This is a genomic window from Trinickia dabaoshanensis, assembly GCF_002879885.1.
Taxonomy (GTDB): domain Bacteria; phylum Pseudomonadota; class Gammaproteobacteria; order Burkholderiales; family Burkholderiaceae; genus Trinickia; species Trinickia dabaoshanensis.
In genome coordinates this window covers 1-24,423 of sequence record NZ_PNYA01000046.1, presented here as the reverse complement: position 1 = coordinate 24,423, position 24,423 = coordinate 1, and the positions used below count along the sequence as shown (strand labels likewise).

The window sequence follows — 24,423 nt, the reverse complement described above, 5'->3', positions numbered from 1 at the left end:
ACGAATGCACAAGGTTTGCCGAATACTCTCATCTGTAACCCCTTGATTTTCGTCGTCCGGCGGGAGGACTTGAGCATCTGCCCACTTGCACCCCATGCAGTGCGCGGCACGAAAGAAAATTTGGCGCCAACATTGGACCGACGCAATCAGGTATCTGCTTGGTCGATCAGCCGGGCGCACGTCAGGAATCCGCTATCCAGCGGCGGATCATGGCGCTCGCAAAATGGAACGCAAACGCGATTTGATCAAAGGTACGCATCCGGGCGTTTGCGATTGAGGAGGCCCGAACGGCAGAAAAGCAAACTGACGTCGCCCGATCGATGGCGACGACCGAACACCCACAAAGGCCGATGACCTGCCTCAAGTAATCCGACTGTGAGGGTCCGCGCTTCGATGCAGAGCCGCCGCTCGAACGACCGCGTGACGGCGATCGCGAGCGCCCGCTTCTGGCCGCACGCTGACTCTCGCGAACGTGCGGCATGTCTTCGGTCTCTTCCCTATCACCGGAGATGGGAAAAGCCGATCCATTCTTCTCAACGACTGCTTCGACTTGGCAACGTCGTCTGGCATGATGGTCGCTCAATAAAACAAGGTGGTGGGGATATAAAGGTGGAAGAGCACTACGAGGTCGTGACAGATGTCGCCGAAATCGCGCGATTGAACAAGCAACTTGCGAAGCACTTGCGCGCGGCTCTCCCCTACAAGGAGAGCCGTGAGATAACCTACCCATCCGGCCACCAAACCGGCATGGTGTACTTCGAGGCGCAGACTGGCACTGGTCTTCGAGCTTGGTCAGCGGGCTCCGATTCCGACAAGCTCATGAACTTATTGCTTTCCGCCGATGCGGGCAGCACAAAGTGGATCGAGATAGCAGTGCAGTTGAATTTTCCGGCGGGTACCTATAACCGGCGCATGGCCGGCGCTTTTATCAGGGATGCCGACGGCGAGATTTTCGTGGCGCACCGGGGCAAGCTGACAAAAGGTCGGGCGGGACTTCCGAAGGACAAAGTGTTCCGCGAGTTTGCGGCCACGACCGTCGAAGCGGCTGATCATCGCAAGAAGACCTCGAGGGTCATCTTGATCGCCGGGCTAAACCACCCTGAACTGGTCGACCGGTTATGGGAATTCGCTGAGGAAGCCCGAGAAGTCGCGACCCGCCTAGGAGAAGAGTTGCATGGAGATGGGGAAAACGAGTCTGTCAGCACTGCACCTCGTGACCCCAACGGTCCTAACGGGTCAAACGGGGGAAAAGCGAGCGACCCAGCACCCACTTCTCCCGCCGAGCGCCTTCTGAAACTGCGGGCCTATTTCGACGAGTATTCCGGCGAGGTGAGCACCAAGGGACATGGCGGCGGCAAACGCACCGTCGAGCACGGCGCGATTGTCCGAGCCCTGGAAGCACGACTGAGAGGCGGGGGGGATAGCCAGAAAGCACAAGCCATTGATCTGGCTATCGTCGCGACGTCTAGTGTCGATCTATTCGAGGTCAAGACTTCGGCTCGGACGACGGATGTGTACACGGGTGTAGGGCAGTTGTTGATCCACGGCGAGTGCATTATGGACGAGCTCGGGATCGCTGTGAACCGCTACCTAGTCCTCCCGGAAAAGCCGAAGGCCAGTCATAGCAAAGCGATTTCAGGCAAGCCAGGTATCAAGGTCGTCACTTACCAGAAGGTCGGTTCAACGTACGAATTCAACGGTTTGAGCTGACCTCGTCGCAGTCGCGTCGTAGGCGGAAATCTTTCCACCAACTTTCGCGAGTACGTGATTCAGCGAGTTCGGCCGCCGCCCCGTCCGGGAAAGCGCGTATCAGTGACGACTACATGAAAGGCCGCTCTTCGGCTGCAACTGCCGTTCGAACGGCCATGTGCTCACCGTTGCGAACGTCCCATAGTGGCCGGCTTGAGCCAGTGCCACGGGCAATGCGCTAACCGAAAACCGGCCATTGAGCGGGGGCCGGCGAGACCTTAGCTATTCGAAGTGAATGGCGACCTCGACCGGCGGCTCGTTGCCGATTCTGTTGAAAAACTCCCCGACTACAAGTTCAGCGAGGTTTTCAGGGGTCCTCATCCCCCTCAAGACGTCGGCATCAAATCAACCCTGGTAGAAGGCCCGTTATCCTTCATCCCCTCCACCCCGAAATGCGGCGCGACGATGTTCAGCCGGTTCGGATCGATTTTCTGGCTCAGATACTGGCGCACGTTCTGCGCGCGCTGCTCGGCGAGCGCCTGCAAACTGGTCTCGTTCACAGGCGCATGGAAAGCGAGCGCTCGCTTCATGTCCTCGTCGGGCAGCGTCTTCGTCATACCGACGAAGTTGCGCGGCTTTTTGAAATCCGCGTCCTTGTAGGCCTGCGTCAAGTACCGATGGTATTCGTCGGGACTCACCGTCACGCCGGAGGGATCGGCGCCCGATGCAGCTTTCGCCTTTTCCCGCCGCACGAGATCGTCGACGTACGCGAGCCGTAGGCCCGGCATATCGACGTTGTCGTCGGCACGGCCGCTCAGGTCGAGCTTTACGTCGGGCTTCTCGGTCAGCAACTTCACGAGCGTATCGAGCTTCTCGCGCGACGCGTCGGTCAACGCGGCCGAGCCCGGCGCGAACGCGACGTACTGCAAATGCTCGGCGCTCGCGGCGCCGTCGCCGCCCGCCCCCAATGCGTTGGCCAGCAGCGAGAACGGCGCGGTGACGGCCCGCTCGATCAAGTGTTTCACCGCGCTCCAGATCACGCTGCCCAAACTGAATTGCGGGTTGGACAGCGATCCCGAAACCGGAATGTTGACGTCGATCCGACCGTGCGAATCCTTGAGCAGCGCTATAGCGAGCCGGACCGGCAAGTGCGTTTCGGTCGTGTTCTCGACATGGTCGCCGAACGTCAATTGATTGATGACGAGATGGTTTTGCGCCGTTAGTTGATCGTTTTGCAACTGGTAATGCAGATCGACGTTCAGGCTGCCCTTCGTGATCGGATAGCCCGCGTATTTCAACGAGTAAGGCGTGAGGTTTTTCAGTTCGACGTCGTGCGCGCTCGCGGTCAGATCGAGCGACGGCTTCGACGCAAGCGGATTGGCCGTACCTCGAATCGCGATCGGGCCGTTGTCCGCCAAGCTCGCGCTGATGTCCACGGGAGCCGGCGCGGCCACATCGGTTCCGAACGTGCCGATCTTGCCCGTGATATCGACGAGGTCGGCCGTGTAGTGGGGCTGAACGAAATCGTCCGTGTAGTTCACGTGTCCTTGCTGCAACACGACCTCGCCGATACGCGCGTGCAGCGGCGTGGAAGGCGTGCCGGGCGCATGGGTTTGGACCTGTGCGGTACTCGTCGACCCTTTCTGCTTGTCCGCGGGCTGATTCGACGCTTCGCGTTGCCGCGCGAGCACGTCGTTCAGGTTGAGCTTGCCTTGCGGGTCGAGCAGTACTCGTCCGAAAAAGCGTGCAAACGTGACGCGGGCGATATCGAGGTTGACGCCGTGCGCATCGTAGCGCGCATTGATGCCGCCGATGCCGAGCGTGCCCCAACCGGCGAGCGGCGATCCATTCGTGCGGTCGAGCAAACGCACGTCCACGAGCGCCGCGAAACCGCGGTACGCATACGACGGCGCACCGCTCTTCGGCATCGTCGCCTTGAGCTTGCCACGCGCATTGAGCCCGGCGCTGGCGATCTTCGCGTTCAGGTTGCCGCCGAAATACGGCTCGAGCGGCGCGAGATCGAGCCGGTTCGCGTCCACCGCCAACGTGGCATCGAGCGGGCTCGGCACGACGTTGCCGTCGATGTTCAACGTTCCTTTACCGTTCAGCGACGCCTCCAGCTTGACCGCCAGCGGACGGCTCAGATCCTGGGTGACGTCGCGCACGTTCAATTGGAGCGGCGCCACGTGCAGTTTCGCGGGACTCGGGGCGGCTTCGTCGTCGATGTCGGCCGCGCCGTCCTTCACGACGAGTTCGCCGATCCGGTAGCGCCAGCCCGGCGACGCGCTTTCGGACGCTTTCGCAGCTTTCGTCGATTTCGTTGCTCTCGCTGTGTCCTGCGTGCTAGCCGAATGCGGCGGTTGGGCAAGCTCGGCAAAACTCACGCGGCCATCCTTCTCGCGCGTGCCGGAGACAGTCAGACCGGTTGCATCGATTCGCTCGATGTCGGCCGAGCGCGCCGCGAGGTCCACGCTCTTGATGGCCACGCGTCCTTGCGAGAGGGCGATGGCCGGTGCGGCCCCTTTCGCCGCGCCGGCGCTCGCGACCTTCAGCGAGCCCAATGTCACCTCGCCCGCGCCGACGCGCAGTTGCGTGGTCGCGCCCGACCAGTCGGCCTCCAACGGAAGCGCCGCGTCGAGCTTGCCGTCGGTCAGACGGGCGCCGCTTACGCCGTCCAGGTACGGCTGAGCCAGCGTAAGGGCTAGGCCGTCCAGCTTCAATTGCGCATCGGCCCGCTTCGACGCCAAGCCGAGCGAGCCGCTTGCGGCGATGGCGCCGCCTTGTTTCAGCGAAGTCCGAATCGCATAGCGCGCCTTGTTCGACCCCAGCGTCGAAAAATCGTCGAGCGTCGCGGTCAAGCTCGTCAAATCGAGCGCGACGGCACGATCCGGCACACGGTCTTCCAACGCGATGTTCCCGTCGTTCAGGGCGAAATGCTTGATCGATACGTCGAGCGGGGCCGGTTTGTCCGACACGGCGTTGCCCGGCGGCGAACTCGCGCCCGACGCCGCCGAGGCAGCGGAGGCAGCGGAGGCAGCGGAGGCAGCGGAGGCAGCGGAGGCAGCGGAGGCAGCGGAAACCGGCGCCGGCACGGACGAAGCCGCCGCACTCGGCATCGACTTCGCTTCGGCCGGGTGCGAAGGTGCGGCAAACGCTTTCACGATGCTCAAGGCACCGGAGTGCTCGCGCGTCAGATGCAACGACGGCTGATCGAGCCGGATGTCGTCGAATCGATAGACGCCGGCGAGCGGCTCGACTCCGGCCGCCGCGACATGCAGCGCCTGCGCGGCAAACAGCGGGGCGTGCGCAGCGTCGACGACGCGCGCATCGGTCAGGTCGGCCGTGCCCGAGACTTTGAGGGTCGGCTTGTCGGCCGACATGACGAAACGCAAGTTGAGCGCGCCGGCGAGTTGGCCGCTTTGCACTTCGAGCGGCAGCTTCGCCGGGACGTAGGAAAGAAGGCGCGGCACGTCCAGTCCGCTGAAGGTCAATGCGACGTCCGATTCGAGCGATTTAGCAAACGGCTTGGTCTTGCCGTTGATCGCGACCGGGCTGCCGTCGATGTGCGCGGAGAAGCGCGGATCGACGAAGATATCCGTCTGCGAAGGCAAAGTCGCGATGAACGGCACGCCCAGCGACAGTTGGTCGACGACGTGGTGAGCGCCGAGCAAACGGTCGTCGAATGCGATGCGGCCGTTTTCGACGGCGATGTTCGATACCGAGAACAGCGTGGGCCCGGTTTGCGGCTGCGAGGGCTTCGCGAACTTCTCGGCGATGTCGCTGAAGTTGAAACGCTGGGCGTCGTAGCGCACCACGTTCACGCTCGGCGAATCGATCCGCAGTTCCGTCACGATCGGCGCGAAGCGCAGCAGCGTCATCCACGATGCGCGCACCACCAGCCGCTCGATGGCCGCGAATTGGCCGGCGCCGCCGCGCTCGGCGACGCGTACGCCGTCCACCTCGAGTCGAAGCGTGTAGGGATTGAGCGCGACGCGCTCGATCGTGGCGGGACGATCGAGCGCACGCCCGAGTTGTTGCTCGGCGATATGCCGAATCAGGGGCGGCGCCGCAAAGAAGCCCAGTACGCCGTACAACGCCACGGCGATCACCACGCCGATCGCCGTGCGGCGAGCGCCGCGCGACCCCAACTTATCCTTCAGGCGGCTCACCGCGCCGCCCTTCGGTTCGCTCGTCATCGCACTACTCCAGTCACGCTCGCTCGCCTCGTCTGCCGTTGTTACGACGCTCTATCATCATCGACGCTTGAGCGGCGGCGGGGCCCAACTGCCGTCGGTGGCCGAGGGCTGCGGCGCATACAGGCGCATCACGAGCTGGAACGGCCCCTGCGGAGCGGGCAGCCAATTGGCCACGTGCGCGCGGCCCGGCGACTTCGACGACACCAGGATGTCGATCGAACCGTCGCGGTTGCGCCGCATCCGGTCGTGCGAATCGATCGAACGATGCGGCACGTGCCCCGGAACCAATGCGCCGTCCGGGGTGTACGCCGTGATGGTCCAATATGCGCGAGCCGGCGGCAGCGTCTTGTGCGTGAAGTGCATCACGTACTCGTTGTTGCCGTCGAGCGGCTGCCCGTCGCTGTCCACGGATACGGTCGGGAACGCTTCGTCTTGCGCGCTGGCGGCCCCGGCATGGGCGAACGCCGCGAATGCACGCAGTGCATAGTCGTCGCGATAGTTGCCGGTGCCGTCGCCCGCCCAGCTCCAGCCGTTACCCGATACCGCATTGACGGGCGGCGCCTCCACGCGCTTCACGCCGTCGGCCACGCCCGCGGCGATCGCGCTGGCCGATTTGTCGGCGAAATGCACCGATTCGCCCGGCTTCACGCCGATATCGGCCAATTCCTTCAGCGCGTGGCTATCGTCCGCGGTCGGCGGGTTGTCGCGCATCGCGTCCGCGAGCTTGCCGAAAAAGGCGTTCGCGTCGAGTTTCGTGACAGCCGCCGCGTTCGCGGCCAGACCCGTCGACGCCTCCGCGACGCTTTCTTGCGGGTCGGCCGCCGCGTTGCGCGCAGCCGCGCTCTCGTGCTTGCCGTGCTTGGCGTGCTTGCCTCGCGTCGCATGGTGCTCATCCGCGGTGAAAACCGACAACGGCGCGACCCGCACCTCGCTCAATAGCCGGCGGGCTCCGGGCAGTTCGCGCGCATCCAGCGCCGCGATGCGCACGCCCAGCCACAAATTCTTGCTCGGCGCATCGACACGCTCGATGCCCGCCGGCAGTTGGCCATCCCAGCCCGGAGGAACCAGCGCGATCGTCTGCGGTTTAGGTGCGCCCGTGCGCGCATTGGCGCCGGAACCGGTCGACCAGACGACGTTCGTCCACATGTCGAGGACGCGCGCATCGAGAAAGCGCCCGCGCGTATTGGGCACCGAGACGATCACGGGCTCCTGCGACAGATCGAGCCATGCATTGGCGGACAACGTATCCACGTCGGCCAACGGCGGCAATGGGTCGTTCCCCGTTTCGGTCATCGGCATCGGGCGCAGCGTATTGAGCGCCGCCGCCGAATCGGTACCCGCGGCGGCCACGGCTTCGGCCCGCGCCGTCGTCATCACGACGAGCGGATAACCGAACACGTATGAATCGACCACTTCGTCCTGGGTCCACCCCGTCGAGTTTGCCGGCGGCGGCGCCTTTTGCGGTGCGGCGCAACCCGCAAAGACTACAGCGGCCACGCCGGCCAGCCAGCAACGGGCCCCCATGGGAAGCGATGGTTTTCGAGTTTTTGTTTTCATGTGTACGATCTGTTGACTAGGTAACCGGCGGCCTAGTATCCGCCTTCACCGTTGTTTTGCGCCCGATCCGGCCGGGATCTCGCGCGTCGTCGATTCTGTGACGAATCGCGAGAGCGTTTTATCGTATCCTCGGCCGCGAAGCAAGAACTCGACCCAACTCGAGCATAAAACGCCGGTGCCGCCTATGGCGCACGACGTCGCGGCCGAGCGGCCGCGGGTCCCATTATCTGCCCGCGGCGGCGTTCAAACGACGGCGCTCGCCCGTGCCGCACTAGACATGAACGCTTGACCTTCCCATCATGGGAAGGCTAATAGTGTGTTGCATCGCGGCTACCGTCCGCTCTATTTTGCCGTTCGAGCCACCATGACAGACCTAGCCTCTCCTCCCGGGGTCGAAATCTCGACCGCCGAATTGGATATCGAGGGCATGACTTGCGCCTCGTGCGCCGCGCGCGTGGAAAAAGCGCTGGCGCGCGTGCCGGGGGTCACTGCCGCTTCCGTCAATCTCGCCACCGAGCGCGCGACGGTTCAAGCCGCCGCGCGGCTCACGCCCGGCGATGTGCAACGGCTCGTCGATGCGGTCGTCGCCGCGGGCTACCAAGCACACCCCATCGTCACCGAGCAAGACACGGCGCAGGCCGCGCCGGCGCAAGCCGAAGGCGCGCGGGCGAGGCTAGCGCGGCGCGAACTGGCGGCGGTTGCGCTAGCGGCCGTGCTGAGCGCACCGTTGACGTTGCCGATGCTGACGGCGCCGTTCGGCGCCGAGCGGGCGTTGCCGGCTTGGCTGCAATTGGCGCTGGCCAGCGTCGTCCAATTCGTTTGCGGCGCGCGGTTCTACGTCAGCGCTTTCCGGGCCGTGCGGGCACGAGCGGGCAACATGGACCTCCTCGTCGCGCTGGGCACGTCCGCCGCGTACGGCTTGAGCGTCTGGCAAACGATCGTCGCGCCGGGCGACACCATGCATTTGTACTTCGAAGCGTCGGCCGTCGTCATCACGCTCGTGCGGCTCGGCAAGTGGCTGGAGGCGCGCGCCAAGCGCGAAACGACCGATGCCATCCGCGCACTGACCGCGCTGCGGCCCGACCGGGCGCATATCAAGGATGCATCCGGCAACGAACGCGAGGTGCCCCTGAACCAAGTTCGCGTGGGTACCGTCGTGCTGGTGCGGCCCGGCGAGCGTGTGCCGGTGGACGGCTCGATCGCCGCGGGGCGCACCCACGTGGACGAGTCGCTGATCACCGGCGAGAGTCTGCCCGTTGCCAAAGGTCCCGGCGAGCGCGTGACCGCCGGTTCGGTCAACGGCGAAGGATTGCTGGAAGTGACGACGACGGCAACCGGCGCCGAGACGACCCTCGCCCGCATCATTCGGCTCGTGGAAAACGCGCAAGCGGAGAAGGCACCGATCCAACGCCTCGTCGATCGCGTCAGCGCCGTGTTCGTCCCGGCCATTCTCGTACTAGCCGCGGCGACGTTCGCGCTGTGGCTGCTCGCGGGCGCTTCGGCGCAGACCGCGATTCTCAATGCGGTCTCCGTGCTCGTCATTGCCTGCCCTTGCGCGTTGGGCCTGGCCACGCCGGCCGCGATCATGGCCGGTACGGGCGTCGCCGCGCGTCGCGGCGTGCTGATCAAGGACGCGGAAGCACTCGAGCTGGCGCAACGCGTCTCCGTCGTCGCCTTCGACAAGACGGGGACGCTGACGGAGGGCAAACCCAAGCTCGTTGCGTTCGAGGCGTTCGGGATCTCCCGCGAGCAAGGCCTCGCACTCGCCGCGGCGGTGGAGCGCAACAGCGAACATCCGCTTGCGCGTGCCCTACTGGCCGAATACGACGCGAGCGCGGCCTTGCCGCTTGCGGGCGGTGAGAACAAGGCGAGTGCGAGCTTGCCCTTGACCGTTCACGCCAACGCGGTGGCCGGTCGCGGCATGCAAGCCGAGATCGACGGGAGCACCGTGTGCGTCGGCAACGGGCGTTGGCTCGATGAACTCGGCGCCGAGCCGCCCGCTGAAGCGCGCGCTCGAGCGAGCGAGCTCGAGGCGGCAGGCAACACCGTGTCGTGGCTCGTGCGAGCGGGTACCGAAGGCGCGCCGGCGCAAGCGCTTGCGTTGCTCGCGTTCGGCGACAGCGTCAAGCCCACGGCCCGGGCCGCCATCGAACAGTTGGCCGCGCGCGGCGTCAAGAGCGTGCTGGTGACGGGGGACAACCGCGGTGCGGCGGCCAGTGTCGCCGCCGCACTCGGCATCGAGGAGGTATTTGCACAGGTGCTCCCGTCGGATAAGGCCGACATCGTCGCGCAACTCAAGGCGCGCACGGGGGCCGTGGTCGCCATGGCCGGCGACGGCATCAACGACGCACCGGCGCTAGCCGCGGCCGATATCGGCATCGCGCTCGCAACCGGTACGGACGTCGCCATGCATGCCGCGGGAATCACGCTGATGCGGGGAGACCCGGCCCTCGTGGCCGACGCGATCGATATTTCGCGCCGCACGTACAGGAAGATCCAGCAGAACCTGTTTTGGGCCTTCGTCTACAACCTGATCGGGATTCCGCTCGCCGCCCTCGGCTTGCTCAATCCGATGCTGGCCGGAGCCGCGATGGCGTTTTCGAGCGTCAGCGTGGTCACGAATGCGCTGCTGCTCAAGCGCTGGAAGGGCGTCGAGAGGGGGTGAACGCCGCGCATGCCGCTCGCGTTCAGCGAGCGGCGGCCTTGGTCTTTTCCGCCTTATTCGCCTTTTCGACTTTGTCGGCCTTCTCTTTCAAACGCCGCGCGTGCGCGAGCCTCATGTGGCGCACCGGGCGCGGCGTGGAAGCGTCCACGGCCGAAGCGGCTTGCGCGGGCGCGGGCGCGGGCGCGGGAATGAGCGCCGCCAACGCCGAGGTGCTGCTGGCCAAGCCGGCCAATGCGGCTTGCTGTTCGTTCAGGGCCGACTGGGTCTTTTGCTGATCGGCTTGTGCGCGATGACTGAAGCTGATCAGCGCCACCGTCTGCGCGACGGATATCGCGAACAGCAACACGAGCCCACCCAACGCGAGTCCGAGCCAATGGCGCGTGCGGCGCCAACGCTCCTGCGCGGCGAGCCGTTCTTGCGCCAGCGCCTCTTGTAGCGACGCAACCGTTTCGGCCAACTCGGCCGGGCGCGCCATGTCGAACGTGTGCGCGGCAACGTCCGCACGCTGTGCCGCCGGGGCAATGGGAGCCTCCGGCGCGGCAACGGCGGCCGACGAAACGGCAAACTCGGGTGTAGGAGGGACGGGAGGCGCGCTCGCCTCGATCGGCGCAGGCGTACCGCCCGGCCGCGCCGTCTGCGCTGGCCGGCGCGCCGCTTGTTGACGCACGCTCGCAAGCGCCGCGCCGGGCGACAGCAATCCGGGTTCGCGCGCACCGGCGAGCGCGCCGTTCTCAGAGCCGGTCGCAGCGGGGGCCGGCTGCGCCTGCGCCGCGTCGGGAATCAATACCGGCTCGGGTGCGGCGCGATCGACAGCCGCCGGTTTGCCTCGCGCCCCGCGCGTGGGCTGCGCCGGCGCAACCAGTTCGGCAACGGGCGGGGCTTGTTCCTCGGCGATCAAGGCCAGCGCCTCCGCCGGCAACTCGAAGCCAAGCAGCGTGCCTTGGCGGGGATCGATGGGCGGCAGTTGCAGCAAATCGCCAGCCTCTTGCACCGTGGCAGACTCGGGCTCGGCCTCGACCGCGGCCCGCGCGGGCCGGCGAACGTCGTCGGACGATGCGGCACGGGCACGGCCTTTACTGGTCGAAGAACCTCGGGAACGGGGGGAAGAGGATGCTGCAAAATCTGCCATGGCGTGTTGAAGCGGCTGCGGCTAAGCGCGGCTCGTTGGTATCGTGGTCGAATCGAAGCGTGCTGCAAACGCGGCATTGTCTCACGATCGGTTGACCATGCGGCCTGCCTCGCGCAGCGGCTTTGCTTTATCCTTTGCGCTTTATGCTTCGTGCTTCGCGCGGCCGCTCAATGCGCGCGTCGTCTCATCGTCAAGCCAACCGCATCATGTCCATGTCGATCGACCGTACGATCGCGGCCGAGGCCGCAGCCCTACGCGCGCACTATCAGCAAACCGTCCTGCCGATCTGGCGCGGACCCGGTTTCAACAGTGCCCTGCAATTACCATACGAGGCCGTCGGCGCGAACGATCACGCGCCACTGCCCGTCACCCGCTACCGGGCCATGGCCTGCGCGCGGCAATTGTTCGTGTTTTCTCAAGCGGGCGAGGCGGCGCATGCCGAACAACTCTTTCACGCGATGCGCCGGTATTTCCACGACGCAAAGCACGGAGGATGGATATTTAGCGTCGATGCGCAAGGCGCGCCGCTCGAAACCACGAAAGATCTCTACACGCACGCATTCGTGATCTTCGCCTGCGCGCACTATGCCGCGGCCACCGGCGATCGCGACGCGCTCAGCGTCATCGGCGACACCGCCTCGCTCGTCCAAGCGCGTTTCGCCGCAGGCGACGGTTTGCTGCACGCCGCGCTCGAAGCCGACTTCCGCGCGGCGCGCACCGGTCCGCTGCAAAACCCGCTGATGCATCTGACCGAGGCCTATCTGGCCGCCTACGAGACGACGGGCGAGCCGGCTTACGAATCGGCGCTCGCGCAACTGACCCAAGCCGTCGCGCGCCACTTCGTGCACGCGCCGACGGGCGCGATCGCCGAATTGCCGATCGGCAGCGCCGACAACCGGCTCGAGCCGGGTCATCAATTCGAATGGTTGTATTTGGCGAAGCGTGCCGGCCCGGTCGCCGCGGCATCCGGGCTTGCCGACGATCTGGCGCGCGCGTTCGACTTCGCGCAGCGACACGGCGTGGACAGACAGACTGGCGGGGTTTGTGCAGCGCTCGACGAAACGGGCGCCGTCAAAGACGCAACGCAGCGGATATGGGCGCAAACGGAATACCTGCGGGCCCTGGCCACGCGGGGGCGCGAGCAGGATTTACAAGCCTTGGCGCTACAGATTCCACGCTTTCAAGCGCGCTTCTTGCACGCGCGAGGCTGGTACGAGTGCCTCTCGGGCACGGGCGAGGTGGCGCGCGCCGACATGCCGTCCACCACGCCTTATCACCTCGCCACGGCCTACGCCTCGTTGGCGAGTTGAGGAATGCGCGGGGCCGAGCGCTCGCACGGCCCGCATCGATCGGCCGCCGGGAAGCGGCCGGAGGGCTTGAACTTCAGTTCTCGGATTCAGTAAGCGAGCATCGGCTCGCCGCCGGCGATATGCGAGCTCGTGGCAAACCGTGCGTCGCCGAGCACAGCCGACGAGATCTCGAAGACCGACACCGCTTCCTTGAGCTGACGGGTCTGATCGTGCAGCGACGATGCCGCCGCAGCGGCTTCTTCGACGAGCGCCGCGTTTTGCTGCGTCATACGATCCATTTGCACGACGGCCTGGTTGACCTGATCGATACCCGTGCTTTGCTCGTGTGACGACGCGCTGATCTCCGCCATCATCTGCGCCACCCGCGAAATCGAGCTCGATACCTTCTGCATCGCGTCGCCGGCACGCTCGACGAGCTCGGAACCGCCTTCGATCTGCGCCACCGATTCGCTGATCAGCGCCTTGATCTCCTTGGCCGACTGCGCGCTGCGTTGCGCAAGGCCCCGCACTTCCCCGGCCACCACCGCAAAGCCGCGGCCTTGCTCGCCGGCGCGCGCCGCCTCGACGGCCGCGTTCAATGCCAGGATGTTCGTCTGGAATGCGATGCCGTCGATGACAGTGATGATCTCGGCGATCCGATCCGAGCTTTGCGCGATACCGCGCATCTTGTCGACGACGCTATCGACGACGCTCGTGCCCTCGGACGTCGAGCGCAGCGCATCGTCGGCCAACGTGTTCGCCTCGCGCGCGTGTTCCGCGTTTTGGCGCACGGTGGCGGTCAGCTCTTCCATGCTGGAGGCCGTTTCCTCGAGCGAGGCCGCTTGGCTTTCGGTACGGGCGGACAAATCGGCGTTGCCGGTTGCGATTTCGTCCGCGCCCGTATGAATCGAATCGGCGGCATCGCGCACGGTCTTCACCGTTTGGGCCACGCTTGCCTGCATATGCGCGAGACCGGCGAACAGACGGCCGATCTCGTTCGTGCCGCGTGCGGCGATCGGCTCGACGAGCTTGCCGCGCGCGATCCGTTCGAAGTGCCGGCCGACTTCCTCGAGCGGGGCCACGACGCCGCGCTTGAGCGCCGCATAGACCGCGGCCGTCCCGGCGAGCAGGGCGACGAGAATCACCACGCTCAGCGTGCGGAACATCGACAGGCGCGAGTCGATCGAAGCGAGCGAAGCGCTGCTTTGCGCATCGCCGAATTGCGTGAAGGCGTGCTGCTCGTTCAGGAAGGCATCCTGGAACGATTGCGTCGGCTGATCCATGAACGACTTGATGTCGTTGCTGTCCAGGTACTGGGCCAGCTCGCCGAGCGCCGTATGCAGCGCTTGGTATTTTTCCGCTAATGCGGCCGCGTGCGCGCGGTTTTCGTCGCTCGTTTTCGGCGCATCGGCGAAACGGGCGAACGATTTGTCGGCGAGGGCGAGTTGCTCGCGCGCATGCTGCACGATGGCGGTCGGCTCCGCGCCGCCGCCCACCATCCGCGTTCCCGCGCGCGACAAGTTGATGCGTGCGTCCATCAGATGCTGCGTCGTCTCGTTGACCGCGTTGACCTGGACGAGCGCGACGTTGGAGAGATCGCCGACATCGTGATGCGTACTGGTCAGGAACCAAAAGCCGATGCCGCCGGTCACGAGTTGCAGCAGGCAGAAGGCGGCCAAGACGAATAACAGGCCGGAAGCGAGCTTGATCTTGCTGAACATCTAGAACATCCGAAAGTAGAACGAAAGGTAGGCCGGAACGGCCGTCGTCAGGGTTTACGGCAGTTCCTCGATTTGCTTGAGTCCTTCGCCATGGTCCGTGGGCCGTGGATCGTGCGTGACGCGTTGCCCGATCGGTCTCGCGGAGCAAATTGCCTAGTTGCTTGCTTGACGCAACCTAGCTGGCGTTCCTAGAGTGGAACGCGACACCACAGGGCGCAAACCCGAAGGGGCTTTGGATGACCGATTTCTTCGATTTGGCGCGCGGCGCGCTACACGCGCAGCCTTTCAGCATGCTGCTTGGCACGGAACTCGTGGAAATCGGCGAGCGCGAGGTGACGTTGTGCCTGCCCATTCGCGACGAATTGCGCCAACAGCAAGGTTTCGTGCACGGCGGCGTCACGAGTTACCTGGCCGACAATGCCCTGACGTTCGCCGGTGCGCTGGCGCTGGGGCCGCGCGTGGTCACGGGCGAATACAAGATCAATTACCTGCGCCCGGCCGTGCGCGGCACGTTGATCGCACGTGCGGAACTCATCTATGCCGGCCGTGGGCATGCCATCTGCCAGTGTCGGGTGTACGTCGTCGACGGCGAGAAAGAAACGCTCGTCGCGCTGGCTCAAGGAACAATCAATCGCGTGGGCGACGGGCCGAACGGTCCCCCGCACGCTGAACACGCTGCGCATGACGATGAGCGCGCTTGAGGTGACATAACATCACATGCCGAAGCGGCGGCCGCTTCACCCCTTAAAACTAACGATGAGAGAAAAACGATGATCGACCATACCGGCGTATTGGTAAGCGATTTCGAGAAAAGCAAACGCTTTTATCAGCAAGCGCTCGCGCCGATCGGCTATGCCATGCTGAGCGAATTCCCCGCGGCCGTGACAGGCCATACGGACGTGGCTGGATTTGGCTCGGATGGGGCCTCCGATTTTTGGATCAGCCGCGGCACGCCGAATAATCCGCCGGTTCATATTGCATTCCGCGCGGCGGATCGCGCGATGGTGGATGCGTTCTATCACGCAGCGATCGGCGCAGGTGGTAGAGACAACGGCGCGCCGGGTCTGCGTCCGCATTACCACCCGGGGTATTACGGCGCATTTGTCCTCGATCCCGATGGGCACAATATCGAAGCGGTGTGTCACGGGGAGTAGGGCGGGGATACCTTGCATCAGAAGGGCGTACGACCACCATGCTGTTGCTGCCATGCGGCTCGTATAGCCGGATCGGGCGGGCTCACCATCATGATCGTCGCGTTACCGTCAGGCCGGCGGTTGATCGTCGCGCTCGCCCCGCCTTCCTTGTAGCTTGCGATCAGGCCCAAGCCTAGCTGGACCATCGGTGAACTCACGCCGGTGTTTCCAATGCGGCGGCCGATGTCGTAGCCCTGCTTGACGTCGCCGATGTTGGGTGCCTTCGCGCCTTCCTGTGACAGCGCCTGGGTTATGGGAATGGCCCATTGACGATCACCGGTCGTGTCATAGAACACGCGCTTAGGCTCCATCGTCGGCTCCAATGTCCCGAGTCCCGACGCCCACCCGCTCTTGAGTGCAGCGATTTGCGCCGACTTGGGCAGCAGTTTCCCGTCGTCGTTCGTCAGCTTCACATCCACAGGGCGATGCAGGTAGCCGATCAAGGGCATCTTGTCGAACTCCTCGACTTGCCACGTTGTCCAACGGATCGGGAGGTACGGCGTGGGCTTGAAGTCGCCGGGTCCCTTGTTGCTAACCTGTTTCCAGAAGGCCGGCAATTGCTGCTGCCACCAATCGGCCTTCATCGTATTCACCGGGGTCACATGATCGTAGCCTTGCTGCTTCGTTTCATTCGTATAGAACGCATCGAACCCGTCCGGCCCTTGACCGTCGCTTTTCTCCCAGTAGTAATTCCATAACCGCGTAACGTCGTATTGCGTCGTGTCCTTGCTGATCGACGCGGACTGGTCGACTGCGAACGGACGAATCAGCTTATCGACGCGATCGGAGCGGGAAACAAGCATTCCAACGATGCTGTTGGGTATCGTCGGGACCATGAGACCACGGGGCATAACTCCCCCAGGCCCAAGGAGAAATCGCAAAACATCTCCGTCCTCGCAAAAGACGAGGGCAGCAGGGACATCGGGATGCTTGTCGAAGAAATCAAACAGCCTCGACACCATAGCCGGGCCGTCGTTCGTGTTAGCGTCGTCGGACCAAAGGAAAAGATGAACGCCTAGTCCTGCCTGCTGCCTGTTCCCTGAAATATCAGCAGCAGCGCGATAGCCGTTCTTCGGGTTCCTCGGGGGTCCCCAAATGATCGTCGGAATGGGCCAGTATTCGACCGCCTGACCGGCTGCTTCGCGGAAAGCCAGGCCACTCACCTGCGCGTAATCGCTCAGACGCATGTCCGCCGAATCCGCGTAGTCGTTCTCATTCTGCGACAGAAACGACGAAAAATTATCGGCTTTCTGCTCGATCTTTTCCCAAATCTCGTCGTCTACATCGCGGTTTAAAACCAAGCCGAGGCTTCGCACTTCCAGCACATATCGAACGCCAGATGCCGACAAGATTGCAGGAGCGGCTACAGGGTGGTTCACGATCGCCCGAGCATTGGATGAACGCGCGCCCGCCGCGTCGTTGCCTGCGGGTTGGCCAAACAGGGAAACATCCCATACCGACGCATATGCCAATGCAATCAAGGCGCCAAGGGCTAAGACACCGTTCCGAATTTTATTGCCCATAGGCTCCGTCAGACCTGTGGTCTGCCAATGTCGCAATGGCAAGCTGTGCAGCGGTTTGGGGATAACGGCGCGTGACTTTATGAAGCTAGTGGCTCAGTCTTGTCGGTTTGCGCTCGTATGCGGGGAGGAAATCGCCCCGTTCAGCCGTCATACACGGCCCGAAGCGGGAACGCTCGAAATCAGCGTGGCGCCACAGGAGGTTTTGTGGCCGTCGAAAGCGACCGCGCGTCCGTCGATCAATACCTGTTCATCGCCTTCGACGATCACACAGTGGTCGTGCCCGGACATCGGGCAAGTGCATTCGTCACCCACGCAAGCGACTGCTTTGCCCAATACCGTCGATTGCTCTCGGCCCGTTTGTACGACGCCGCCGTGCGATGTTGAATCGCCGATCCGAATTACTCCGCGCATTTTTCTCTAGAACTCTCAATGCCAAATGCCCAAGCGGCAGGAGGACATCGGGACTCGTTGACGGTCCTCCGCCGGCTTGCGCCCGGCGGAGGGTACATTACCTCAGAAGGGCGTATGGCCACCATGCTGTTGCTGCCATGCGGCTCTTGTAGCCGCATCGGGCGGGCTGACCATCATGATCGTCGCGTTACCGTCAGGCCGGCGGTTGATCGTCGCGCTCGCCCCGCCTTCCTTGTAGCTTGCGATCAGACCCAAGCCTAGCTGGACCATCGGGGAACTCACGCCGGTGTTTCCAATGCGGCGGCCGATGTCGTACCCCTGCTTCACGTCGCCGATGTCGGGTGCCTTCGCGCCTTCCTGTGAAAGTGCCTGCGTTATGGGAATAGCCCATTGGCGATCACCGGTCGTGTCATAGAACACGCGCTTCGGCTCCATCGCCGGCTCCAATGTTCCGAGTGCCGACGCCCACCCGCTCTTGAGTGCGGCGATCTGCTCCGACTTGGGCAGCAGTTTCCCCTCGTCGTTCGTGAGCTTCACGTCCACAGGGCGATGCAGGTAGCCGATCAAGGGCATCTTGTCGAACTGCTCGACTTGCCATGTCGTCCAGCGGATCGGGAGGTACGGTGTGGGCTTGAAGTCGCCTGGTCCCTTGTTAGTGATCTGCTTCCAGAACGCCGGCAATTGCTGCTGCCACCAACTGGCCCTCATCGTATTCACTGGACTGGGATCCTCGTAGCCTTCATGCTTCATCTCATTTATGTACGACACATGGAAGCTGTCGGGTCCTCGGTCATCGCTTTTAGCCCAGTAGTAATTCCATAACCGCGTAACGTCATATTGCGTCGTGTCTTTGTCGATTGCCGCGGATTGATCCACCGCAAATGGGCGAATCAATTTATCGACGCGGTCAGAGCGAGAGACGAATATACCGACGATGCTGTTCGGGATTTTTGGCACCATGCGGCCCTGGGGCATAAGTCCCCCGGGCCCCACGAGATAACGCATAACGTCTCCGTCCTCGCAAAAAACAAGCGCAGCGGGGACGTCGGGATGCTTGTCAAAAAAATCAAACAACCTCGACGCCATGGCCGCGCCGTCGTTCGTGTTAGCGTCGTCGGACCAAAGAAAAAGATGAACGCCTAGTCCCGCCTGTTGCCGATTCGCCGAAATATCTCTAGCCGCCCTGTAGTCGCTTTTGGGGTCTCGTGGCGGGCCCCAAATGATCGTCGGGATAGGCCAGTATTCGACAGCGTGACCGGCTGCTTCGCGGAAAGCCAAGCCACTCACCTGCGCGTAATCGCTCAGACGCATATCCGCCGAATCCGCGTAATCGTCCTCGTTCTGCGACAGGAACGACGAAAAGTTGTCGGCCTTCTGCTCGATCTTTTCCCAGATCTCGTGGTCTACATCCCGGTTGACGACCACGCCTAGACTACGCGCTTCGAGGACATATTTGGCACCGGAGGAAGACAAGATTGCAGGTGCCGACGCAGGCTGACGATCGGTAGTAACGGAATTCGCCGAACGCCCTCCCACCGTGTTCCTGCCTCCTTTTTGCCCAAGCAGTGAACTACCCCATACCGCTGCATATCCCACTGCGAGCAGGGCGGCTACAAGCAAGACCCCATTACGAATTTTATTGCCCATAGGCTCCATCAGACCAGTGGCCTGCCAATGTTGATAGTTTTCGTACATCGTAAATGCAATCCACGCAAGAGACAGCGCCACCAATGCACCGAACCAGGGCCAGGCGCGCGGCCGATTGACTGTCATTTGGCCTATATTCATGCTTTCCGCCCGTCAACGACCAGTGGCGGCGGCGTTAGGGGAACAATGACCTGCGGAGGGAACGAGCCATTTTGATAGTAGTCGGCTGTCGCCGCGATGAGATCTTTCACGCCCTTAGATAATCGGCCAAAGTTCGGATTGCTTTTCAGTGGCGTCAAATTTTGGTCAGTCAAACGCCAATCCGCCATTCGAATCAGCAAGTCTCGCCATTGCGGATTATCAAGCATCGCCCCCTGCCCAATCGCAACATCCATTGCGGTCACCCACCGATGATTCTCCGGGCTCGCCAAGATGGCGGAATGGTAACTGTTCTGGGACCTTGCACTCGCGTCCGTCTCCATTCGAGCGCGGGCCTCGTTCGGCGTTTCCTCGCGCTCGACGACGTACGGTGCCATGATGCCAAGAGCGCGCCAGTTGTAAGAATGGTCGCCCTCGTCCGGGCTCTTCGAGTTGAATGCGGCCTTATAAGTATCCAAGTCAGGCTGAACAACGGGGCGGTCAACGACGATCCACTTAAAAGACGCGGATTGATTCCCCAATGCGACATTCTTCGAAACTTCGTCGGGCTTGAACTCGCCGGCTCGATCGGCATACCCCGGCCTCGCCCCCCCTTTCACCACTTCTCCGCCGTACATCTCCGGCGCATGCGGAGGATTCAATTGCTCGCCGTTGATATTTCGCATCTCGTTGCGCTGATGTGAGGTCGTACTTACCGCGCCGACCAAAAGGCCCATCCCCGCGTCCGGCCCTACAGCCAGCCGTTGATACCGATCGCGGACAACCATATGACCCGGCTTGGTACCGACCAAGACCGGCTGAAACTCGCCGTCCCCGGAGCCACGTTCGAGGCGTGTCCACATGCGCTGATAGAAACGCATATTTTTTAGACGGTCCATAGCCGGGACCACCTTGTGTCCTTCCAAATGAAGTTCGTCGGGCATGCCGTACGTGCCGATGCCCCGCATGCTGTCCAAGCCTACGACCGTGTCCTCAGGGCAGAAATACAAGTAGACCTTGCCACGATTGTCCCGCTCGTCGAACGTAACCCAGTTACCGTGCTTATCCTTGCGCTTTCCTTGAGTTGCGGTCCATCCGGCACCGGCTCTCCCACCGTGCCGTTCACAATCGAACATGAGGTCGGCCAGTTGCGGAATGGTGTAAGGAGTCTTCGTCACCTCGTTCACGATCTCGACGAACGTTTCCAGCATCGCGAGCGGCGTCTGCTTCGTCCCATCCGTATCGCGCACGCTGTAGGGCGTGTCGACGATGATCGCGCAATCGGCGCATCGATGGCCCTGTTGGCGCAGCAACGCCTGCGCGAGCAACGTGATGAGCGTCCCTTGACTGTGCGCGATGATCGTAACGGTCTCGTTCGCGGCATCGGCGTCGCCCAATTTGACCCCGCCTTGCACTTGCTCGCCCCGGATCGTGCTGATGAGTGCCGCGAGGCGATGCGCTGCGAGCACGAAGTAACGCCGCTCGGGCGAATCGCCGATGTAGCTGTACTGCCCGGAGAGCCCTGCCTTCATCACGAGATGCTCTTTACGGCCGGTCTTGAACCCTTCCCCGTACATGTCAGGGATATTGTTTGTCGCATTGTCAAAAAAGCCGCCTTCCTTGGCGAAATGCGCATCGAGCCGGTTGCCGGCCTTATCCTGGTATTGGCCTCGAGTGACAACATACTCACCCTTGGTATCCGTGCTGACCACCTGTCCAGCATCGCCTTTCTTGGCAATTTCACTGTTCGCCGCTCGATACCCCCAGTAGAAGGGGATAAAGACGCTTTTGGTCTCCTTGTCGATTTCCGCGCGTAAATATTCGTACGAGTCGGGATCGTAGAAGACGTCAGCGTCCGCCGTTCCAAGCTGGCGCTTCTGCTTTTGGGCCGTTTGAAAGGCCTCCTTTGCCCTTTTGAAACGCTCCCCATATCGTCCCGGCCGCAAATCGGTCCGCGACAACCGCTCGTTCAGCCCTTGGCAGAGCCCTTTCTCGATCGGCTCATAGGTGACCCCGGGGTCATTCACCCCATGCAGAAAAATGACCACACCGGGCCGAGCCGGCGGCACTTCCACGTCGCGCGGCCCCGGCCGGCAAGTCATCGTGACCGCGTTCGCCTGCGCAATGACATTGTTAGAGTTTGTCGCGTCAGCCATTTCGTCTTCGCTGCCCCACTCAATTCGTTGGCTTCAGAATGTCGATCTTGAGAATGCGCATCGCCTCGTCCTTCACGACTTCGGTCAATCCATTCGCATCGCTCTTACCTTCGATAACGCGGCCATCGTCCAGCGTGATCCGATACGGCTTGTTGGCCGCAGCCACTTTCTCGCCATCAGCGCCCGCCGGGTAATGCAAACGGAAACGCTGATCGGTCGGTGCATTGTTGAACGCCGACTTCGTGGCTTGCTGCGTCGACGGCCCGCCCCACTTGTGTGAAGCGGAAAGCAGATTGATATCGCCGTTCGTGCCGAGCGTCACCCCACCACCGATCTTGATATAGCTCCCATCCTCGGCCACGAGCCGTATCGTGGGCGCCGTCACCAGCACTTCGTTTTCGTTCGTACTGATCGTTACGCCCTTTTGCGCATTGGCCGTCAAGGTATCCGCTTGCGCCTGGAGCAGCACGGGCCCTTCCCCCGCAATCGCCTGCACGCCTTTGCCGCGCGCGAACAATTGCATGCCTTGTCCGGCCGTCGCATTCAAACGTTGGCCGCTCATGAGCTGGAGGTGTTGCTGGGCGACTTGATCGATGTTTTCTCCGGAATACGTCACGTGCGTCTTCGGCGTGACTTGCACCGAGCCCGCTTCCGCGCCGAACGCCATCAAGCCCTTCGCGCTGCCGGCGCCCGACGGTTGCCAATCCTTGACCGCATCGGCAAGTGCTTTTTGCCCGACCGCATCCGCTGCTTGTCCGCCATGCTGCCCAGCGTAGTCGCCAAGCGATTTAAAAAGCTCCATGCACTCGCCGAGCAACTGATTCAATTCGTCGCGATCGAGCTGATGTCCTTCGGCCTTATTGCGAGCGTAGGTCGTCAACAAAATGCCCTTCGCCGCTCGTAACGCGGCGGCGGCATCCGTGCGCACTTCCGCCCCCTCGCCACGCGCCTCGCCGACGCCGTTGGTTCGCGGATGAGTTAGAAAACCAAGGTTAACCTCGCTCGCCTCATGCTCACTGCCCAACTGGGCGCTGATTTCGCTCGGCGTGTCATCCAGGCGCAGTTGGTTGTACCTCCTGCCCTTCACCTCGCGCGTCTTTACCCCGGAAACAAAACGATTCCCGGGCAGCGCGCCGGTGTTGGTGAAAGTCGCCGGCATATGCGTGCCGCCGTGGAACACCCCGGCCACGTAGATCTTGTCGGGGTCGCCCGACAGAAAATCGAGGACGACTTCCATCCCCTTGCGCGGAAGCCAGTTCTCGCCGAAGTTGTCCCCGGCCAGTCCCGTCATGACCCGAACCCAGGCGCTATCGCTATCGGTGCCGCTCGTCCCCGCGCCATTAGCGTGCTCATGATCTTTCGGATCGAGCCCTTGCAACTGCACTTTGATCTGTCCGTAAGCGTTGCAGAACACTTCCTCGCCGTCCGGCGTCACGACGACGCCGATAATCGGATGAACACGCGGAAGATCGACGTGAGGATCGTAAGCGGGTGTCAGCGGCATCGAGCGTGGCACGCCGCTGAATGTATTTTCATACCGGGCTTGGGTCGAATCGCCAAAGACGGAAGGCCGTTTCGGCGTATCCAACGAAACAGGCGGTGAGTCGAACGACCAGCGGCTTTCGGTAAACAACGCCTGCGCTCGCTCGTGCAGATCCTTCGGCAGGTTGTTCTCGGCGCGATGATGCAAGCTCGTGATCGTGAACCGGCGATCGTCGCGCGACGAACCCGGCTCCTCGGCAAGCCCCGTAACCTCGATCCATTCACCGATCACTAGATCTCGAACCCCACTCGCGCCATCGACATGCGCCGCGCGGGCACGGTGAGACTTGACGCGCGCAAGCCCGAGCTGGTCGTAGTGCGCCCAAGAATCGGCGATATGCGGCGCATCGAGTCGAGAATCCATCAGTAACTGGCCGAGGTCGTTACCGGCCTTACCCTGATCGACATTGGTCGATCCCTGGATACGGTCCGTTTGGCCGCGTTTGTGATCCCAACTGAAGCGGCGTATCGATCCCGGTACGAGCTGCCTAGCGACGCAAAGCAGCGTGATGGCGTCTCGCTCCCCGAGCGTCGCATCGGAGCGGTACGCTACCGAGCCGACCGCAGATTGATTCAGCTTGATCGCGTTGTCGTACAAGACGAGCGTGTGCGCCGTATCGCCCGCTTTGCCGGGATCCTTTTGCCCCGGTTTGCCGGCGCGTATAAACCATCCAATACCTTCTCGTCGGCATAGCCGGCGAATAAACGCTGCATCGGATTCATCGAACTGAACGGTCTGTTCTCTAACCGGAAGCTCTGCCCGGTCAACATCCGAGACGTCGAGATAAAAGGCGCCGCCTAGGACCTCGCTGTTTTGTCGCCATTCACCAACCAGCGTCTGAATGATGTCCAGCACATTGCTTTGTCGAAAAATTCTCGTATTTATGCGACGTTCAAGAATCGACAGGGCATCTCGGATGAATAGCTGGTAGGTCGAGAGCGAATTGTCCGATTCGCCCTCGCGGGCGTCGACGATGATGCCGTTGATCGCGTGCAACGCACCTTGGTCGGTGACGAGCTGCACCGATACAGGCAAGCCGAGAAAGGTGGTGAGCGGTATGCCGGCGTTCGTGGAGACGCAAGACACGCAGCCGTCGATCCCACCGAAAAGGCTTTCGCGAATATCGACGCGTTGAGGCAGCACAACGTCCTCGAGTTGTTCCTCATGCTCGCCAAAGTGGAGACGGACTACCCGATTCTTTTGGGACGGCAGCGCCCCGAATGACACGCGCCGCAGGTCTGCGTAGTTCACGACGTATTCTCTCGCTCGAAATATACGCAATGCGCATTTGATATCCGCCCACCGCGATCAAATTAGCTCGCCCGGGGAAAATGGATTCGACGGACAGAAGGCGGGAATTTATCAGGCACGGACAAATGCGTCAAAGAAATGAAAGAACGAGAAAATATTACCGAAAGTGAATATGAGGGAATAAATTCCGATAGCGTCGCCTTAATCCCTGTCCAGCCATGAATTGCGTGGACTCTTGCATCGGCAGGGCATTGTCCCGCTCGGTCGAGATTCCCTCGCTATGGCCTGCCGCCCCCTTCCGACGAAACCGCCCCC

14 protein-coding genes are annotated in these 24,423 nt (G+C 62.6%); 5 read left to right on the top strand and 9 right to left on the bottom strand.

Annotated elements, in window-relative coordinates:
- Positions 1–393: 393 nt before the first annotated feature.
- Complete coding sequence (locus C0Z18_RS31620) at positions 394–1,710, top strand: hypothetical protein (protein WP_233217579.1); 1,317 nt, start codon at positions 394–396, stop codon at positions 1,708–1,710.
- A 365-nt stretch (positions 1,711–2,075) separates the two neighbouring features.
- Here the strand turns inward: C0Z18_RS31620 and C0Z18_RS31615 are convergent, their stop codons facing one another.
- On the bottom strand, positions 2,076–5,885 hold the full coding sequence (locus C0Z18_RS31615; RefSeq protein ID WP_102649398.1) for a DUF748 domain-containing protein: 3,810 nt from the start codon (positions 5,883–5,885) through the stop codon (positions 2,076–2,078).
- A 57-nt stretch (positions 5,886–5,942) separates the two neighbouring features.
- Positions 5,943–7,409 carry a DUF1254 domain-containing protein gene (locus C0Z18_RS31610; RefSeq protein ID WP_102649397.1) on the bottom strand — a complete coding sequence of 489 codons (1,467 nt, stop codon included), beginning with the start codon at positions 7,407–7,409 and terminating at the stop codon, positions 5,943–5,945.
- A gap of 397 nt (positions 7,410–7,806) precedes the next feature.
- Between C0Z18_RS31610 and C0Z18_RS31605 the strand changes: the two genes are divergently transcribed.
- A complete protein-coding gene (locus tag C0Z18_RS31605) occupies positions 7,807–10,107 on the top strand; it encodes a heavy metal translocating P-type ATPase (RefSeq protein ID WP_102649406.1) in 2,301 nt (766 codons plus the stop codon).
- Positions 10,108–10,129: 22 nt separating this feature from the next.
- On the opposite strand, the gene C0Z18_RS31600 is transcribed toward C0Z18_RS31605, so the two are convergent.
- Positions 10,130–11,098, bottom strand: coding sequence for a hypothetical protein (locus tag C0Z18_RS31600; RefSeq protein WP_102649396.1), 969 nt, complete (start codon positions 11,096–11,098; stop codon positions 10,130–10,132).
- Between the two features lie 350 nt (positions 11,099–11,448).
- Between C0Z18_RS31600 and C0Z18_RS31595 the strand changes: the two genes are divergently transcribed.
- Positions 11,449–12,546 (top strand): AGE family epimerase/isomerase, encoded by a 1,098-nt coding sequence (locus C0Z18_RS31595; RefSeq protein ID WP_102649405.1) that lies wholly within the window; start codon positions 11,449–11,451, stop codon positions 12,544–12,546.
- A gap of 86 nt (positions 12,547–12,632) precedes the next feature.
- Here C0Z18_RS31595 and C0Z18_RS31590 read toward each other — a convergent pair whose 3' ends face one another.
- A complete protein-coding gene (locus tag C0Z18_RS31590) occupies positions 12,633–14,246 on the bottom strand; it encodes a methyl-accepting chemotaxis protein (protein WP_102649395.1) in 1,614 nt (537 codons plus the stop codon).
- 236 nt (positions 14,247–14,482) lie between these two features.
- Between C0Z18_RS31590 and C0Z18_RS31585 the strand changes: the two genes are divergently transcribed.
- Positions 14,483–14,947, top strand: a complete 465-nt coding sequence (locus C0Z18_RS31585) for a PaaI family thioesterase (RefSeq protein WP_102649394.1) — start codon at positions 14,483–14,485, stop codon at positions 14,945–14,947.
- A gap of 69 nt (positions 14,948–15,016) precedes the next feature.
- Complete coding sequence (locus C0Z18_RS31580) at positions 15,017–15,400, top strand: VOC family protein (RefSeq protein WP_102649393.1); 384 nt, start codon at positions 15,017–15,019, stop codon at positions 15,398–15,400.
- A 17-nt stretch (positions 15,401–15,417) separates the two neighbouring features.
- Here the strand turns inward: C0Z18_RS31580 and C0Z18_RS31575 are convergent, their stop codons facing one another.
- The 5 genes from C0Z18_RS31575 to C0Z18_RS31555 all read right to left on the bottom strand — a co-directional run bounded on the left by C0Z18_RS31575 (position 15,418) and on the right by C0Z18_RS31555 (position 24,108).
- Positions 15,418–16,962 carry a type VI lipase adapter Tla3 domain-containing protein gene (locus C0Z18_RS31575; protein ID WP_102649392.1) on the bottom strand — a complete coding sequence of 515 codons (1,545 nt, stop codon included), beginning with the start codon at positions 16,960–16,962 and terminating at the stop codon, positions 15,418–15,420.
- A 147-nt stretch (positions 16,963–17,109) separates the two neighbouring features.
- Positions 17,110–17,373 (bottom strand): PAAR domain-containing protein, encoded by a 264-nt coding sequence (locus C0Z18_RS31570; protein WP_102649391.1) that lies wholly within the window; start codon positions 17,371–17,373, stop codon positions 17,110–17,112.
- A gap of 102 nt (positions 17,374–17,475) precedes the next feature.
- Positions 17,476–19,161 carry a type VI lipase adapter Tla3 domain-containing protein gene (locus C0Z18_RS31565; RefSeq protein ID WP_233217578.1) on the bottom strand — a complete coding sequence of 562 codons (1,686 nt, stop codon included), beginning with the start codon at positions 19,159–19,161 and terminating at the stop codon, positions 17,476–17,478.
- Positions 19,158–21,314, bottom strand: a complete 2,157-nt coding sequence (locus C0Z18_RS31560) for a T6SS effector phospholipase Tle3 domain-containing protein (RefSeq protein ID WP_102649390.1) — start codon at positions 21,312–21,314, stop codon at positions 19,158–19,160. Before C0Z18_RS31560 ends, C0Z18_RS31565 begins: the two co-directional genes overlap by 4 nt.
- 19 nt (positions 21,315–21,333) lie before the next feature.
- Positions 21,334–24,108: a type VI secretion system Vgr family protein gene (locus tag C0Z18_RS31555; protein WP_102649389.1), complete on the bottom strand. Its 2,775-nt coding sequence runs from the start codon at positions 24,106–24,108 to the stop codon at positions 21,334–21,336.
- Between the last annotated feature and the right edge of the window lie 315 nt (positions 24,109–24,423).